We start from the raw sequence: 16,095 nt of genomic DNA, 5'->3' as shown, positions 1-16,095 counted from the left end.
CTTCACCTCAAATCGTTCATCATCCTTATAGATTGAATATATATTAACAAATTATCTTTCTATTATAATACAGAATTTTATAATTGTTTCTAACAGAGGACAATTAAATTAACTAAAACATTCATAATGGCCAAATATGAGCTTGTACAAGAATTGTACATCATGGCGGGCGTATGGGGTATGTAAAACGAACAACTTAAAAGAAGCTGAAATACAGTTGAAAGTGCTTCAAAAGTAAACTAGAGTCGATATTTAAGCCAAAGTTTTCTCATGTTTCATCTATACTGGAAGCTTAAACATAAAGGCTCATGGCGCCCCGTTTAGCCTAAGGTGGAGCAAATGTTCTGTCATGAAAAAAGGGTGGTTTTCCCTTTTATTTATGACATGTTTTTGACCAAGGAAAAAGTGATTTTTTTTTCCTCGAGTAGGATGAAAATGGCAAAGATCGTCGCCATTTCATCTTGGCTGGGCGTTGGAGCTGGATTTAGCAGTAACATTGTATAAACTAAACACAAGAAACTTACTTAACTTATAAGTAAAAACAGTACCCCAATAATGAAGTACTATTCTTGCAATTATTATATGGGGGCTAAAAATTAATAATCTATCTGTTATCATATCAAATGATATCGAAGGTTTTACTCAGGCTAGAATCAATTTTGGGTTTTTGTTTTTTTCAACTCTCTTCCAAATTTTTTAAAGAAATCTTGTAATAGCATTTTCCCTACACCATTTAAGATAGGACCACCAAACTTTGCAACCTTTCCCCCAACCGCAGCGTCAAAATCATAATGAAGTGCAGTTTTAAGTTCATCCAATCGTACTAAATTTATTAAACTCTTTGCTTCAACGGTACCAGCACTACCTTCTGCGTTTATCATCAATTTATACGTCTTCCATTTTTCAATCTCATCAATTTCTATGGTTGCATCATATTTACCATTTACTGGCGGAATCCCAATTGAAAGCACAGCCTTATATTTGTTTTGATCAACCAAGTTCAGTTTTTTACATCCCATCATACATTTTTCTAATATATCAGGATTGAATAAACCGTCCCAAGTTTTCTCTACACTTTCCTCAATAGTTAAACTCCCTTTTCCATTCATCCTCTGCCACCTCATTTTTTTCCAAATTCAAAACGAATAACACTTTAGGTATGTAACCGGTTAGTACATATATATTTTAAGTTACAATCCATTATTCAAAGATTTGTCTAATCGTTATTCTTTGTACTCTAGTTATCGCCACCTTCTTGATCACTGTAAAAAATGTTATTAGAAAGGAGGATTAAGCATATTCTATTTCGAATTATACTGAAAAAGGAGTGATGAAAAATGAATTTTCAATATGAAATAATTCCTGATGATCAAATTGACGTATGTAAGGACCTATGTAATGAACTAATGGCTTATCAGAAATCATTATCTTATATAAAACGTGAATTATTTGATACGATGAATTTTGAAACTAGATTGCTACCTTCTGTAAAAAATGCATCCAGCAACTATACCATTTTAGTAAAGGAAAATGATCAAAAAATTGGATATGTTTATTCTAATGTTTCACCAAAAGAAGTCTATTCTAATGATTTTGCGACTTTTTTTGATTTATCATCTGTCCATAATAAAACTGTAGGTTGTTTATCTCAATTTTATATTAAAGAAGGATATAGGCAATATGGAATTGGCTCTAAGCTCTTTGACATGTCAATGCAGTGGCTAATGAAATTTGATGATGTTGATGACTATTTCATTTATGTTTCAAATGGAAATAATCAAGCATTAGAGTTTTATAAACGTAAGGGATTTACGATAAGTCATGAGATCTTAGATGGCTTTATTACAGTACTAAGAAGTAATAAACATTCCATTTTAATGAAGGGTTAATCCATTCAACTAGTAATGATGACAAAAAAAAGAGCCCACTCCATTTTGTGAGTGTGCTCTTTTTAATTGGGCCACTTATTAGGAAGATGAAATAAAAATTATTTAAGTTCACTTAGTAATTCCTTTAATGGAACATTGTAAAATTTTGCCAATCGATATAACGCCTTTAAGTTCGGCCTAAACTTATTATTTTCATATGAAGAAATTGTATTATGGTTAATCTTAAGTTGATGGGATACCTGGCGTTGTGTAAGTTGATATGATTGTCTTAAACTCCTTAATTTATTCCCTAAATCCTTATTCATTTTGATACCCCTTTTGTCGATTAATAACTACAACTAATTAGACGAAATAATAAGAAACAATGTTTCATTTTGTCATGTAGATTCTACAATTAAATTTTCTACTTAACATTAGGGGTTTTTGTAAAACCTTCAGCTTATCGTAGAAGAATTCAACGTTTTATTTGTTGCTGATTTATTATACAGACAACTTATAGATGTACATTAAATGCTTCTGCCATGTTTATTCTTCCAATCTTACGAGAATAGTTTATATACCAAGGGCATGGTCCGTATCATGGTTTTCCTCACACAGACGTTGCCACAGGATGTGGCGATCTTAGTCTGTGTTCCTATTATAGGGTTCTTACTCGCGTTTATCATCAACTTAAACTTCTTCGATTCTTCTAAAGTTTTGAAGTGGGGCCTTAGCGCCGGATAGAGCGGGATAAAAAATAATCAAATATAAGTATGCTTATGAACCAGTCGATCGATAATGTCTAACACCTATTGACCAAACGATTAAGCAGGGGAAAATAAAAAGACTACCGAGAACGGGCATAATCATATACAACCAATCGTTCCCTTCATTTTTCCCAAGTAAGTATAATAATGGTAAATAGTTAACAGTTCCAAAAGGAATCACATACGTAAAAAATTTTACAACCCATTTGTGATAAATATTTAGTGGATACTGAGCCATTTCTCTCCCACCATCCGTAAAAATGTTTGCAATTTCAAGTCCTTGTACCGTCCAAAAGCACATCGTAGCAGCTAGTATATAGATTCCTGCAAAAATAAGCACTCCACTTAAGATCATTAAACAAAGGGTTAAAATTCTCATTAGATTCCAATCGATCATTAAATTTGAGGTTGCCCATATAAGCACGATCATACTTTGTACCAGTCTTCCAAATCTAGTAAACTCAAACTTTGATCCAAGTACCTGTAAGACTGAATTTCTTGGTCGTACAAGTAAACGATCAAATTCACCATTAATGATGAGACTTGAAAAGGAGTCAAACCCCCTAGCAAAACATTCACTTATCGAAAAAGCCATATGTATGACAGCAAAACATAAGGCAACTTCAAAAAATTGCCACCCTTTGATTTGACCAAATTGCTCGAATAAGAAGTAGAGGCCAGCGAACACTGCTAAAGGAATAAAAAACTGTCCAAATGTTAAGAGCCAAAAGGATGTACGGTATTGCATTTGAGATTTAAATAAGATTAATAGATACCTAAAATATAGACTCATATCTTATCCCCCCTGCACAACTACTCTTTTGAGTACCTTATTCATTGCCATTTTTCCGAGCCATACCAATAAAAGAAGCCAAACAATTTGTTGGAATATACCGATGATTGCTTCGTTTTGAGGGATATGCCCCGAATAAACTCTAAACGGAAAATCGGCTGTTAATCGGAAAGGAAATAAATAAGCGATTTTTTGCAACCATTCAGGCATTAGCGGTATTGGTATGATAAGGCCAGCAAAAAATTCACCAAGAACTCCAAATACTAACAAAGAACCAACAGGAGACATAGTAATAAAAACAGATATATAGATAAACAAGGAAATCGCTACAAGAAGGAGTAAACCCAAAAGCAAGGCTAGGATAAATAAAATTCCAGTCAAAAGGTTCGGTGGTAATGTCATTCGGTATGGTTCTACAATAATAAATGCAAAGATAAGAATAGGAAGACAACGGAGTAAAGCACTAGATAGTCGTTGTGCTAGAAGTTTCGCATACCAAAAGCCATACAAATCACATGGTCGGCAAAGTTCGTAGGCGATATTTCCGCTCGTTATTAGATTAAAAAGCTCATTGTCACGAAACCAAAGCATGATGAATGCTAGAAAGGATTGCTGAAGCCAAATGTATGTCATTAATTCTTTTAATGTCATAGGTGGATTGTGAAGTGCATGCTCGTAGAATGCTTCAAATATCATGATGTACATAAATCCCCAAAAGAATTGAGTAGCAATGCCAGCTAATGCTGCTGTGCGATATTGCAATCCATTTAATAGTCGTAATTTTAAGACGGAAACATATACATTCATACTTCGTACTCCTTATAGAGTTCTACAATTATCTCTTCGATGGGTCTTGTTTGAATAACTACATCAATCAAATCTACCTGGTTTGAGATATGGACAAGTGCCTCTGATGTATTTGTTACTTCACTATCTAAACTAAGTGTTGCACGAACTGGTGTCCACGAGAGAATCGTTGCTCCAGGAATTTGGAAAGGCTCGTTCATTTCTTGGTAGTCAATCGTCATGATTTTTTTCGTACCGAATCGCTTCCGCAAATCATCAAGACCTCCGTCGTACAATAGGGAACCTTTTCCTATCAATATGACCCGATTCGCAAGTGCTTCAATGTCACTCATATCATGAGTTGTCAAAATAATTGTGACACCTTTTTCTTGATTAATTTTTTTTATAAACTGTCGTACTGCGATTTTAGAAACGGCATCAAGGCCAATCGTAGGTTCATCCAGGAATAGAATTTTTGGACTATGTAATAAGGAGGCAGCAATTTCACAACGCATTCGTTGCCCTAAGCTTAATTGTCGTACTGGTAATTGTAAGAGGTTATTCAGGTCAAGAGATTCCGTAAGGAGTTCTAAATTATCGGTATATTCTTTAAGAGGAACTTTATAGATGTCTCTCAGAAGCTCAAACGAATCTATGACAGGAACGTCCCACCAGAGCTGAGATCGTTGTCCAAAGACGACACCAATATTTTTTACGTACTCCACTCTGTTCTTCCAAGGGGTGAAACCCATAATAGAACAATTGCCTTGGTCGGGCATTAGTATTCCACTCATAATTTTAATAGTTGTTGATTTCCCAGCCCCATTTGGACCTATGTAGCCTACAATCTCACCTTGGTTTATGTTGAATGATACATCTTGGAGAGCTGGTATTATGGTGTGTTCTCGGTAAAATAAAGATTTAGCTGCTTCTCGAAGTCCTGCTGTACGTTTAGCAACTTTGTAAGATTTACAGATTCCTTGTAATGTTATCAAATTCTTTCCTCCTATCGATTTTTGAGTCACGGACAAAAATCATATCACTCTCAATAAATGGAAGTCAAGAGGTTTTTGGAAATATTTTTCACTATAAAATGTACTTTCATATGGCTCCTGTAACTGTTTTGAACACCTATTCTTATCCAACAGCCGAACATTCTCATCATTCCAACATATGATAGTTAATGCCGATTTCCAGTCTAAAGCATTTGAAACAGAGTATTTGATTGTTGGAGTAATGAACCTTTTCAATAGCAAATAATTTTATGCTTGCATAAGCTTCTGTCTCTCCTCCTTTATATACTCTATTTAGTTAATTTTCAGCATCTAGTACAAGGAGCTTCTTACATATAAAATAGGCATGTCTCTACCCTTATAATTGGATCTTATTTTTCGAATGATATGGAAAACAGAGGAAGGTGTTAAGTATGTACTCTTTTAATAGCAGACAAATTGAGAATAAGCAGAATTACGATTTACCAAATGGGGATCAAGTGGAGACAATTAGGTGGTTATTGGCGGGGCTCATTTCTAGTAGTTTCTTATTAATACTTGGATTGTATTTTTTAGCAATTGTGACTTTCCTTACACTAAGATTTTTAGGTCCAAAATATGAATATCATCTGGCTTGGTTCATTGATAATTTGTTTAACTTGGAAGTGAGTAAAAAAGTGCGAAAACAAATATTCACTGATCGCACAATGAATACTCGAATGATGTATAAAAGGCAACAACAGAAAAGGGCATTATAATCTCTGCAATCACCATGTTTTGGTGGAAGAAATTAGCCCTTAATGTAACTATTTTACGATTTTTAAGTAATGGTTTACTATTTCCGGAAATTCCTTTATATCTTCCTTCCCCTTCTCACTTATAATGTATACACCTCGACGAACTCTTACAAACCAACCATAATAATTTTTCGATATAATTGATGAGGTTTTCACTCCTGTACCCTTTTCTCTCAGAGCCTTTGGTGACATTTCTCCAAACTGATTGAGATAGCATGCAATCTGAATACAATTTTCTTTATAAGCAGTCATAATTTTTGTACGTGTACTCCCACCAATATTATAATCTGCACTTCTACCATTTATTTCGTTTAACAGATGTTCTCGTCTTCGTTTATTTTGACTGATACTTTTTTTGCGGTTAAAACTTGAGGGATGAATAACCACCTCTGCTTTTCTTCCATTACCTGCAAAAGAGACGATTATTAATCCAAGCTCGAGGCGACGTATAAGAAGGCAAACATCAGTCCACCGTTTTGACCTTAAATTATAACTTGGTTTAGGAATAGCAACATACACATCATCTGTTATTCTCTGACGTTTTGTTGCTTGTACCAGTAGTTCTACAGATAAATTTCTCTTTAATTCAATGATAACAACTTGATCTCCTTTAACCGCCACCATGTCACAGTCATTAACTTCACCGTAAACCTCAAAGTCTTCACGTATAAAAAACCGTTGAATCGGTTTATATAGATCTACTTCATGTATCTTGTGCTTTTCCTTCATTCTAGCCACCAAATTTCTTAATGAAAATCTACTCTATAATTCTATTTTAACATGGCGATAGTAAGATTCATTATAAAAGGGTACAATCCTACTAAATAGGATCATACCCGTTTGTAAATGTTACTTAGAATTGGTAAATTCTTGCCTCATGCGGACGAAGGATTACCTTTTTGAGAGAATCCTGTTCACGTACATCCTCATAGTTCGAAATGATTAAAGCCTTCTCATGATCATTAAATTGTTCTGGTAATATAAACTCACTTTTATGGTTTGCATGGTTTAATATGACTAACCAAATTTTCCCTTCATGACTACGTGTATACACATAAAGACTTTCCTCATCAAAAGAAAGGTCCTTATAGTTACCATAAATCATAAGCTCATTGTTTTTTCTCAATTCAATTAATTTCTTATAATAATAGAATACAGACTTTGGATCGCTTAATGCCTGTTTCACATTGATTTCTTTGTAATTCGGATTCACATTAATCCAAGGGGTTCCAGTTGTAAATCCTGCTTGAGGAGAGTCGTCCCATTGAATGGGTGTACGAGAGTTATCACGAGTCAACATTAAGAGGCTTTCAAATACCTCCTGTGGATCTCTCCCTTTTTCGACTTCTTCCTTGTATTTATTTTTCATTGCAATGTCTTTGTAATCCTCGATAGAGTCAAAGCGGACACCGGTCATTCCAATTTCCTCACCTTGGTAAATATATGGAATTCCTGGAAGAGTATGAATCATTGTTGCTAATAGCTTCGCAGATTCCACTCTATATTCGTTATCATTTCCATATCGAGTAACCTGTCTTGTATGGTCGTGATTATTTAAAAACTGAGAGTTTGTTCCTTTCCCATTTAGTCCTTCATACCAGCGGGTTTGAATTTCTTTGAAACGTTTCATATCCCATCTTGGCATGTCATCTGCAACTTCAAAATGGAACAATGTGTGAAGCTCATCACGGTCCTCCCCGACATATAGCAAGCCATCCTCAGGAGTAACAAACGGAATTTCTCCAACTGTCATAATATCATAATGTCTAAACACTTCTTGATGCATCTCCTGCAAGTAATCATGGATTCCTTCATTATTACCTAGGTAGTTAATATTCATAGGGTTTTCTACATCAGGAAAGCCTTTTAACTTTGCTAATAAATTTATAACGTCCAAGCGAAAGCCATCGATACCTTTCTTTAACCAAAAATGCATCATATCATAAATGGCTTTACGAACTTCGACATTTTCCCAATTTAAATCTGGTTGCTCTACTGCAAAGGAATGCATATAATACTGGTCGGTCTTTTGATCGTACTCCCAAACTGATGGTGTAAAGTAAGAGCGCCAGTTATTCGGCTCTTTCCCATTTTTTGGATCCTTCCAAATATACCAATCTCTTTTAGGGTTATCCTTTGATGAACTCGATTCAACAAACCATGGGTGTTGATTGGAGGTGTGATTTACGACTAGATCCATTATTAGCTTCATACCTCTTTTGTGAACTTCATTAAGTAAGCGTTCCCAAGTCGCCATGTCGCCAGCTTTATCCATGATTCCATAATAATCTGATATATCATATCCATTATCAAAATCTGGAGATTCATAACACGGGTTTAGCCATATGATATCTACTCCAAGTTCTTTTATATAATCTAGTTTCTCGATAACTCCCTCTAAATCACCGTACCCATCACCATCTGTATCGTAAAAGCTACGCCAATAGACTTGATACACTACTGATTCTTTCCACCATTTTTTATTCATTCTTAGGTCCCTTCTTTACCAATTTGAATATAGCTTTCTACTAAGCTCTTTTACCGAATCTCTTTCTACGATTGTATGGTCTAGATATGACCTTAGTTCATCTAACTCCTCTGAATTTAATAGTGCCTCAAGTTTGAATACTGCTTTTTGCCCAATATCATACATCGGTTGACCAATTGTTGTTAATTTTGGGATACACATTTTAGCAATTTTCGTGTTATCAAAACCAAGAACAGAAACCTCTTCTGGAACACTAATCCCGATTTGATGAAGATAGGAAATAGCACCAAGTGCCATTTCGTCACTAGCAACAAACACAGCCGTAACCTCTGGCTGTTTTTTATAAAGTCTTTTCATTGCTTCATATCCATCTTCATAACGATACGAACCAAATTCAATCCAGGCATCAATGGTTTCCATCGGTAGAATTTCGCTCATTGCCTTTTTAAAGCCAGAATATCGAGTATACCCCGCAATGGGGTCTTCGATCGGGCCGCTTATCATCCCAATTTTGTAATGACCTTTTCGAATTAAATACATTCCCGCATCATAACCGGCCTTCTCATCATTAATTTTGACAGAAGGAATCTCGTATTCTATTGATTGTGTTGATGCAAGTACAACAGGCATATTAAATTCTTCAAACAGTTTATGAAAATCCGCTGTAAACGGCTCACTCGTATAAATGATTCCATCTACCTGCTTTTCTTTTAACACCTTTAAATAATTAATCATTCTCTCTTGATTACGATCAGTATTACATAAAATGAGATTGCTTCCTAAACTATGTGCAGCATCTTCCATTCCTCGTATGACTTCTGATACATATGGATTCGAAACATCTGGTATTAATACACCAAGAGTTTCAGTTCGCTTGGAGATTAAGCCCCTCGCTAAAGCGTTTGGGTAATATCTTAGTTCTCGTATTGCCTTTTCAACTTTTTCTCGTTTATCAGCACGTACTGACTCAGGTGCATTCATCACTCTAGAGACAGTACTCATTGATACACCAGATAATTTCGCAACATCTTTTATTGTTGTCATTGTTAATCCAACCCCGTCATTGAGTTAGTCTTTACCTTTATAAACTCTTGCGTTCTTTACCTCATCTTCCCATTCGTCTGCTTCGATTCCTGGTATTGGTCCATTTAATAAAGGATCGTTCGTCTCTTTCATCCAAATAAGAACGCGATTTCTTAATTGCTCAGCAATTTCTTGATACGTATCTTCCGCGATTATATTGTTTTCTTCAAGAGGATCTAATTCTAAATCGTATAGCTCCTCAGGTTCATTAGAAACATAATATTGATCTCTTACGACCATTCCCGATGGACTTTCATGGAGATCAAATGGTAGATAAACTTTTGGCCCATCCTCAAAATTACGGATATATTTATAACGATTTGTACGAATGCCTCTCATCGGATGATATCGGTCATGCCAAGTTAATTCACAGAAAAAGTGGTCTCTTGGTTCATAGTCTTTCTCTACTAATAAAGGTAAAAAGCTTTTTCCATCAATGTCATTAGGAATATCAGCCCCAATTAGATCTAACAATGTTGGCATCAAATCCACATTACATAATAGTTCCTCAATAACGATTCCTGATTTCGTAAAACCTTTAGGGAATCTCATAATTAACGATGTTTCCAAACCTGAATCCTTTAATGTCCCTTTTGCACGAGGAAAAGCAATACCGTGATCAGTTGTATATATGACGACAGTGTTTTCCTCAAGATTATGTTCCTTTAACGAATCAATTATTCTTGATACAGCACGGTCCATTTCCTTTACAGATCCTTGAAACTTAGCAACATCTTTTCGTACCTCAGGGGTATCTGGTAAATATGGAGGTATATCAATATTTTCATCAGCGTCTTCTTCAAATAAATCAAACGGTCTGTGAGTTTCCTCAAAACCAACGGACAAGAATAAAGGTTTGTCACTTGAATGATTGTTTAAAAAGTCTACAAATTTATCTGTTACTTTCTCAGACGCATTACCTGGTACCTTCCAAAAGTGTTGATACCCCAGTGTTTCAGCATTTCGTTCTCCATTTATAGACTCATGAAAAAAGCCAAATAAATGAGTTTCATAACCATTTTTCGATAATTCCCTAGGAAGAGTTGCATTAGCCTCATCCATACTAAATCCCATATGAGCAAGCCCCATCATTCCATGGTTGTGGCTATATTTACCAGTTAGTATACTTCCTCTGCTTGGGCTGCACTGTGGTTGTGAACAAAAGTATTGATCAAACCGAATACCTTCATCAGCAAGCATATTAAGTGCAGGAGTATGAACCTTTTTGCCGTAAGGGCCAATATGTCTTCCTGTATCATGGGAAATTATATAGACGATATTTGGTTTGTTAATCACGGTAGCATCTTCCTTTATATCAATTTGTTATTACATTTAGTAGTTATCTTTAACTCTTAAACATCTGCAACACAACGAAATCCAATATTCCCGGTAGAACTATCAGGGGTATTTGAAGTCCTAGCTGATACCCGGTAACGATTACAGTATGTGTGATGGCAGAGGTAAGATCCACCCCGCATGACTTTTGTCTCACCTTCTGATGGACCTGTTGGGTTCTTTATTAAGCTTGTTGGGGGGGCGGGAATGTGAAACCAGTCACTACACCATTCCCAAACATTTCCTGAAACTTGATAAAGTCCATAATTATTTGTTGGAAACGTTTTTACTGGTGCGGTTCCGATAAACCCATCCTCTTTACTATTCTCAGTTGGGAATTTTCCTTGCCAAATATTACAAAGATACTCCCCGTTTTTCAAGAGATCATTTCCCCACGGATAATCCAGTTGTTCGAGTCCACCCCGCGCTGCATACTCCCACTCTGCTTCTGTAGGTAATCGTTTACCAGCCCATTTACAATATGCCATTGCATCATTCCACGATATGTGTACAACAGGGTGATCCATTCGCTTAGAAATAGTGGAGTCTGGTCCCTCAGGTGATTTCCAGCATGCTCCTTCCACGACCCACCACCAAGGAGTATTTTGTACTACATGCTTGACCTTTCTCGCTTCAACCTCAGACACAAATAAATGGAATACAAAGGACCATCCGAATTTTTCAGCTTCCGTTACATAATTGGTTTGTGTTACAAACTCTTGAAACTGTTTATTTGTAACTGAGCATTTATCCATATAGAACGCCTGCACTTCAACCTCTCTTACAGGTCCTTCTCCATCACCAGGAACAATTTCATCCGACTCACTTCCCATTATGAAGGTACCACTAGGGATTAGCACCATATTATCCGTATCCACCATTCTTTTTGAAGAATAGATTGGAGCATTATCTATGCCAAGACTATTTTTATGGTGAGAACCTCTACTTGCTGAGCAGCAATGCTTCATTCCCTCCAATTAGTCCACCTCCTAATCAAAACTAGCTCGTTTCTTTCTGAGAAGCTTTTCATCTCTAATTTCTCTACTTGTTATGTCTCTTTGTTCGTGACCCTTAATGAGAAACGATAAAATAGATAAAACGTTAAAAATGCACATATGGACATTGTAAAAAATGGAATTAAAAAGAGAAATCTTGTGCTTAAAAAAATGACTATACTATTCATAATAAGTGTTCCCAATAATGTGTAAGGGCTACCAACCGTCACAAAAAAAGTATGTTTAAACAATTCCTTCATTCCCATATGGTAATGAACATATAAACAAAAAAAGATCATTGTAAAAGCAAATAATAGAATCCCTATAAAAAATAACACGATACCTAATATGTCATGAAAAGAACGAAGATAAAAATAGTCAATTCCCCACACAAACCAGATAAATGTTAAAATAACCCCTGAAAGTGAGCTCGGTTTATAATTGTTTTTAAGGTGAAGCCAATATCCCTTTACTAATGAACCATTTTCTTTTTTTAGTAGCCAATCACGGACCATTCCAAAAACAGCGGTTGTACTTGGGAAAAATAGTAGAGGCAATAAAAACGCAAAAGGAATAGCAAGAAATGCAACAGCACTATTAGATGGGCTTAACGCCATCAACAAAAGAATAAGAAAAATTGGGATGTTTATGATACTCCACAAAATGTTAATAACAGATAATTTCATAATCCATTCTGTCAGTCCATAAAATAAACCCATAAATCCATGTGCGTGCATGCTCTTACCTCCTCTCAATGTTAACTATACAAACCGAATAGCGTAATAATTTAAATAATTTATTTAACTGCTCCCTCTCCGATTCCTTTAATAATATGTTTTTGTGCAAATAAATAAAAGATAACGACTGGAATAATGGTAAGCGTTAAGCCAGCCATAGCAAGATTCCATTGGATTGTAAATTCTCCAAAGAAATAAAAAGTTGATAGAGGAATTGTTCTAAGTCCTGTACTTGTTAGAACTAAAGAAGGTAGTAAAAAGTCATTCCATATTTGAATAACATTGAGAATAATAACTGTAACTGTAATTGGTTTTAACATCGGAAAAACAATTCTCCAAAACACACCGAATTTTGTACATCCATCGATTGTTGCTGCTTCTTCTAATGACATTGGAATCGATTTTACAAATCCATGGTATAGGAAAACAGCCATACTTGCATTGAAACCAATGTGCATGTAGATAAGTCCACCTCTTGTATTTAGCATTGGTAAACTTGTTGTATCCATAATTTTATCCATAAATTGTAATAATGGCATCATTATTGTTTGAAAAGGGATTAGCATAGTTGCAATAAATGTCATAAAGATAACTTTACTTATGGTATTGTTTGTTCTAGCTAACATCCAAGCAGTCATAGATGACAAAGTCACAATAAATATAACAGAAACAATTGTAATAAACAGCGAGTTACCAAACGCTGTTAAGAATTTCATCTTTTCAATAGCGCCTATATAGTATTCAAATGTTAATTCCTCAGGAAGTGCTAAAACGTTTTTATACATTTCCTCACGTGTTTTAAATGAATTCACAAACATAATGTACACAGGTGAAAGGAAAAGAATGGCACCTATAAACAAGGCTGCTTCCTTGCTGTATTTACCAATTATTTTCATTACATCTCAACCTCCCGCTTCTTCGTTAAGTAAACCTGTGTTAATGTTACACCAGCTACTAAAATAAAGAATACTACAGCTTTCGCTTGTCCGTACCCATATCTACTATAACCGAATATTTCGTTATAGATATGCATCGCAAATAATTCTGTCGAATTAATTGGACCTCCACCGGTTAAGGATAAGTTCACGTCATAAATTTTAAATCCAAACGAAAGTGTCAAAAATAGACAGATGGTGAATGCTGGCATTAATAATGGCAATGTAATTTTTGTAAATCTCTGCCATGCACTTGCACCGTCAATTTTTGACGCCTCAATATATTCTGTCGATATCCCCTGAAGTCCTGCAATATAAATGATCATCATATATCCTGCCATCTGCCATGTGAAGACAAATACGAGGGCATACAAAGCATAGTCTGGATTTAGTAGCCAGTTAAAGAAGAGACTTTCAAATCCAGTCAGTTCTCCTAATACTCGAAAGGCATCAGAAAAAATAAACTGCCAAATATAACCTAGTATTAATCCACCAATTAAATTAGGCATAAAAAACATTGCACGTGCGGCGTTTACTGTCCGTAGCTTTGCAGTAACTAATAAGGCAAAACCAAGTCCAATTATATTAACAGTAATCAATGATAAAACCGTAAACTTTACAGTTAGAACAGCCGATGTTAAAAATCGCTTATCTTCTATCAAACTTATGAAATTATCGAATCCTACAAAAGTTTTAGGGTTAGCACCAATTCCATCCCAGCTAAAAAAAGAATAATAAATTCCCATCATAAAAGGAATTAGCACCACTGTGGTAAAGATAGTAATGAGAGGGACAGTAAAGAGGATAAACCACCCTTTATCTTTTCTTTTTAACACCGAAAACCCCTTCTTTCTAGTTTATTCCATTCGGAAAATTAGTAATGGCCGTTCATTTTAAAAAAGAAAAAAGCCATTCTACTTTAGAGGCTTTTTTCTTTTTAATTAGTCAAAATCTGATCATAATTTCAATGAATTACTTCATTAATTCTATTTCTAGAATTAGAAGGAAGAGCAATAGTGCATTCTTCCTTCTATTTAAAGTCACTTATTATTATTTACTAGCATTTTTCCAAGCTTCATCAAGTTGTTGAATGAATTCTTGTCCTGATACATCCTTATTAATAAAGAAGTTTTGTGCTGCTGGAACGAAATCATTCACAACAACGTTCGCAGGATAATAAGTGTGTGACCATTTAATTGTATTTCCGCTATTTGTTGCTTCGAAAACAGTTTGTGATAATGGGTCTAGTTCACCAGGAGTGATATTAGTTAAAGCTGGAATTGCTTTAAATTCTTCAACGATATATTTATGACCTGTTTCACTAGTATGCATCCATTCTAAGAAGTCAAGTGCAGCTTGAATTTCAGCCTCATCTTTCATAGCATTAACAGACCAGTTCATTCCTACTCCAACTGCTAGCTTATCGTTATCCATAAGTGGAACCGGTAGCATACCATATTCAAAATCGATATCGTAATCAGCTAACATACCATTAGCCCAGTTTCCTTGGTGGATCATTGCTGTTTTACCAGATGCAAAATCACCAATTTGTGAATCGTAAGTTACTTCTAATGGATTACGAGAGTTTTCTCTTAATACTTCCATTAATTCACCGAACTTCTGGAATTCTTCAGTTTCAGCTAACGTCACTTCACCAGCTGTTAACTGATCCATAAATGCAATGTTGTCTTGTTGAAGTGAGAATGGATAGTTACTGATGTGGCCAATTAAGAAGAAACCTTCTTGAGAAAGAGAAAGCCCAGACACATCTGTACCATTAAATTTCTTTAGTGTATTTACAAAAGAATCATAATCAGCAACATCTGCTGGATCTACTAAATCCTTGTTATAAACTAATCCAAATCCTTCAACACCAAACGGAATTCCAAGTACTTTTCCGTTTAGTTCTAATGCCATGTTTTCGGCAATGTATTGTACATACTCTTCATTACTTAAGTCGTACGCATAAGATTCCATAGCTTTCGCTTCTGTTAAATGACGTAAACTAAAGATTGATGGACCTTGATCGCTGTTTAAGCGGATTTGTAATTGTTGGAAGTAATCGTCACCTGTCGTTCCCCAAACCTCAACTTCAACGCCAGTTTCCTTTTCATATTCCTTAGCCAACGCTTCTAATTGCTCAGTGATTTCAACCTTACTAACGAAAATTGAAATTTTATCAACAGAACCGCTTTCCTTATCATTACCACTATTGTTTCCTTCGTCTTGGCTTTCATTTCCACCACATGCGGCCAAAAGTAAAAACGATGAAACTAATAGTAATGATAAAACACTTTTCCACATTTTCATTACAATTTTCCCCCTCATCATATAAAATGACAAATGTTTTTATCGATACTAAAAGTGTTTATATAGTCACTCTTAGGTACCTTTTATAGAAATCCTCTTTTTGAAAAGCTTTTCAAAAACTCATAAAATATAATTCTGATTTTTCCATAATCAGAATAAATAGGAGTAAAATTACTAGAGAAATAGGTTTTTAATAGAATATTCACTAG

General features: G+C 35.1%; 16 protein-coding genes. 2 read left to right on the top strand and 14 right to left on the bottom strand.

The window, feature by feature from the left end:
* Positions 1 to 653: 653 nt before the first annotated feature.
* Positions 654 to 1,109 (bottom strand): CoxG family protein, encoded by a 456-nt coding sequence (locus ACFSCX_RS12655; protein ID WP_377928615.1) that lies wholly within the window; start codon positions 1,107 to 1,109, stop codon positions 654 to 656.
* 228 nt (positions 1,110 to 1,337) lie between these two features.
* Between ACFSCX_RS12655 and ACFSCX_RS12650 the strand changes: the two genes are divergently transcribed.
* Positions 1,338 to 1,889 (top strand): GNAT family N-acetyltransferase, encoded by a 552-nt coding sequence (locus tag ACFSCX_RS12650; RefSeq protein ID WP_377928614.1) that lies wholly within the window; start codon positions 1,338 to 1,340, stop codon positions 1,887 to 1,889.
* Positions 1,890 to 1,987: 98 nt separating this feature from the next.
* Here the strand turns inward: ACFSCX_RS12650 and ACFSCX_RS12645 are convergent, their stop codons facing one another.
* The 4 genes from ACFSCX_RS12645 to ACFSCX_RS12630 form a co-directional block, all read right to left on the bottom strand.
* Entirely contained in the window at positions 1,988 to 2,194 is a 207-nt protein-coding gene (locus tag ACFSCX_RS12645) for a helix-turn-helix transcriptional regulator (protein WP_377928613.1), read from the bottom strand.
* A gap of 451 nt (positions 2,195 to 2,645) precedes the next feature.
* Positions 2,646 to 3,428 carry an ABC transporter permease gene (locus ACFSCX_RS12640; RefSeq protein ID WP_377928612.1) on the bottom strand — a complete coding sequence of 261 codons (783 nt, stop codon included), beginning with the start codon at positions 3,426 to 3,428 and terminating at the stop codon, positions 2,646 to 2,648.
* 3 nt (positions 3,429 to 3,431) lie between these two features.
* On the bottom strand, positions 3,432 to 4,235 hold the full coding sequence (locus ACFSCX_RS12635; RefSeq protein ID WP_377928611.1) for an ABC transporter permease: 804 nt from the start codon (positions 4,233 to 4,235) through the stop codon (positions 3,432 to 3,434).
* Entirely contained in the window at positions 4,232 to 5,209 is a 978-nt protein-coding gene (locus tag ACFSCX_RS12630) for an ABC transporter ATP-binding protein (protein WP_377928610.1), read from the bottom strand. The genes ACFSCX_RS12635 and ACFSCX_RS12630 overlap by 4 nt, the downstream gene beginning before the upstream one ends.
* 431 nt (positions 5,210 to 5,640) lie before the next feature.
* Between ACFSCX_RS12630 and ACFSCX_RS12625 the strand changes: the two genes are divergently transcribed.
* Positions 5,641 to 5,964, top strand: a complete 324-nt coding sequence (locus tag ACFSCX_RS12625; RefSeq protein ID WP_377928609.1) for a hypothetical protein — start codon at positions 5,641 to 5,643, stop codon at positions 5,962 to 5,964.
* A 48-nt stretch (positions 5,965 to 6,012) separates the two neighbouring features.
* Here ACFSCX_RS12625 and ACFSCX_RS12620 read toward each other — a convergent pair whose 3' ends face one another.
* The 9 genes from ACFSCX_RS12620 to ACFSCX_RS12580 form a co-directional block, all read right to left on the bottom strand.
* On the bottom strand, positions 6,013 to 6,732 hold the full coding sequence (locus ACFSCX_RS12620) for a DUF2161 domain-containing phosphodiesterase (protein ID WP_377928608.1): 720 nt from the start codon (positions 6,730 to 6,732) through the stop codon (positions 6,013 to 6,015).
* 124 nt (positions 6,733 to 6,856) lie between these two features.
* Complete coding sequence (locus ACFSCX_RS12615) at positions 6,857 to 8,491, bottom strand: alpha-glucosidase (RefSeq protein WP_377928607.1); 1,635 nt, start codon at positions 8,489 to 8,491, stop codon at positions 6,857 to 6,859.
* Between the two features lie 15 nt (positions 8,492 to 8,506).
* Positions 8,507 to 9,535: a LacI family DNA-binding transcriptional regulator gene (locus tag ACFSCX_RS12610; protein WP_377928606.1), complete on the bottom strand. Its 1,029-nt coding sequence runs from the start codon at positions 9,533 to 9,535 to the stop codon at positions 8,507 to 8,509.
* Between the two features lie 24 nt (positions 9,536 to 9,559).
* Entirely contained in the window at positions 9,560 to 10,870 is a 1,311-nt protein-coding gene (locus ACFSCX_RS12605) for a sulfatase family protein (protein WP_377928605.1), read from the bottom strand.
* A gap of 56 nt (positions 10,871 to 10,926) precedes the next feature.
* Positions 10,927 to 11,877, bottom strand: coding sequence for a formylglycine-generating enzyme family protein (locus ACFSCX_RS12600; RefSeq protein ID WP_377928794.1), 951 nt, complete (start codon positions 11,875 to 11,877; stop codon positions 10,927 to 10,929).
* Positions 11,878 to 11,957: 80 nt separating this feature from the next.
* Positions 11,958 to 12,641, bottom strand: a complete 684-nt coding sequence (locus ACFSCX_RS12595) for a YesL family protein (RefSeq protein ID WP_377928604.1) — start codon at positions 12,639 to 12,641, stop codon at positions 11,958 to 11,960.
* Between the two features lie 59 nt (positions 12,642 to 12,700).
* On the bottom strand, positions 12,701 to 13,537 hold the full coding sequence (locus ACFSCX_RS12590; RefSeq protein WP_377928603.1) for a carbohydrate ABC transporter permease: 837 nt from the start codon (positions 13,535 to 13,537) through the stop codon (positions 12,701 to 12,703).
* Entirely contained in the window at positions 13,537 to 14,412 is an 876-nt protein-coding gene (locus tag ACFSCX_RS12585; RefSeq protein ID WP_377928602.1) for a carbohydrate ABC transporter permease, read from the bottom strand. Before ACFSCX_RS12585 ends, ACFSCX_RS12590 begins: the two co-directional genes overlap by 1 nt.
* Before the next feature lie 214 nt (positions 14,413 to 14,626).
* Positions 14,627 to 15,886 carry a sugar ABC transporter substrate-binding protein gene (locus tag ACFSCX_RS12580; protein ID WP_377928601.1) on the bottom strand — a complete coding sequence of 420 codons (1,260 nt, stop codon included), beginning with the start codon at positions 15,884 to 15,886 and terminating at the stop codon, positions 14,627 to 14,629.
* Between the last annotated feature and the right edge of the window lie 209 nt (positions 15,887 to 16,095).

The sequence above is a fragment of the Bacillus salitolerans genome (assembly GCF_042680805.1).
Taxonomy (GTDB): Bacteria; Bacillota; Bacilli; order Bacillales; family SA4; genus Bacillus_CJ; species Bacillus_CJ salitolerans.
The sequence above is the reverse complement of the archived record's forward strand: the minus strand, read 5'-3'. Positions and strand labels throughout refer to the sequence as shown.

Excerpts from the sequence above, each read along its gene's own strand:
- ACFSCX_RS12655 (WP_377928615.1), bottom strand. The coding sequence starts at position 1,109 with ATGAATGGAAAAGGGAGTTTAACTATTGAGGAAAGTGTAGAGAAAACT.
- ACFSCX_RS12650 (WP_377928614.1), top strand. The coding sequence starts at position 1,338 with ATGAATTTTCAATATGAAATAATTCCTGATGATCAAATTGACGTATGT.
- ACFSCX_RS12645 (WP_377928613.1), bottom strand. The coding sequence starts at position 2,194 with ATGAATAAGGATTTAGGGAATAAATTAAGGAGTTTAAGACAATCATAT.
- ACFSCX_RS12640 (WP_377928612.1), bottom strand. The coding sequence starts at position 3,428 with ATGAGTCTATATTTTAGGTATCTATTAATCTTATTTAAATCTCAAATG.
- ACFSCX_RS12635 (WP_377928611.1), bottom strand. The coding sequence starts at position 4,235 with ATGAATGTATATGTTTCCGTCTTAAAATTACGACTATTAAATGGATTG.
- ACFSCX_RS12625 (WP_377928609.1), top strand. The coding sequence starts at position 5,641 with ATGTACTCTTTTAATAGCAGACAAATTGAGAATAAGCAGAATTACGAT.
- ACFSCX_RS12620 (WP_377928608.1), bottom strand. The coding sequence starts at position 6,732 with ATGAAGGAAAAGCACAAGATACATGAAGTAGATCTATATAAACCGATT.
- ACFSCX_RS12615 (WP_377928607.1), bottom strand. The coding sequence starts at position 8,491 with ATGAATAAAAAATGGTGGAAAGAATCAGTAGTGTATCAAGTCTATTGG.
- ACFSCX_RS12610 (WP_377928606.1), bottom strand. The coding sequence starts at position 9,535 with ATGACAACAATAAAAGATGTTGCGAAATTATCTGGTGTATCAATGAGT.
- ACFSCX_RS12600 (WP_377928794.1), bottom strand. The coding sequence starts at position 11,877 with ATGAAGCATTGCTGCTCAGCAAGTAGAGGTTCTCACCATAAAAATAGT.
- ACFSCX_RS12595 (WP_377928604.1), bottom strand. The coding sequence starts at position 12,641 with ATGCACGCACATGGATTTATGGGTTTATTTTATGGACTGACAGAATGG.
- ACFSCX_RS12590 (WP_377928603.1), bottom strand. The coding sequence starts at position 13,537 with ATGAAAATAATTGGTAAATACAGCAAGGAAGCAGCCTTGTTTATAGGT.
- ACFSCX_RS12580 (WP_377928601.1), bottom strand. The coding sequence starts at position 15,886 with ATGAAAATGTGGAAAAGTGTTTTATCATTACTATTAGTTTCATCGTTT.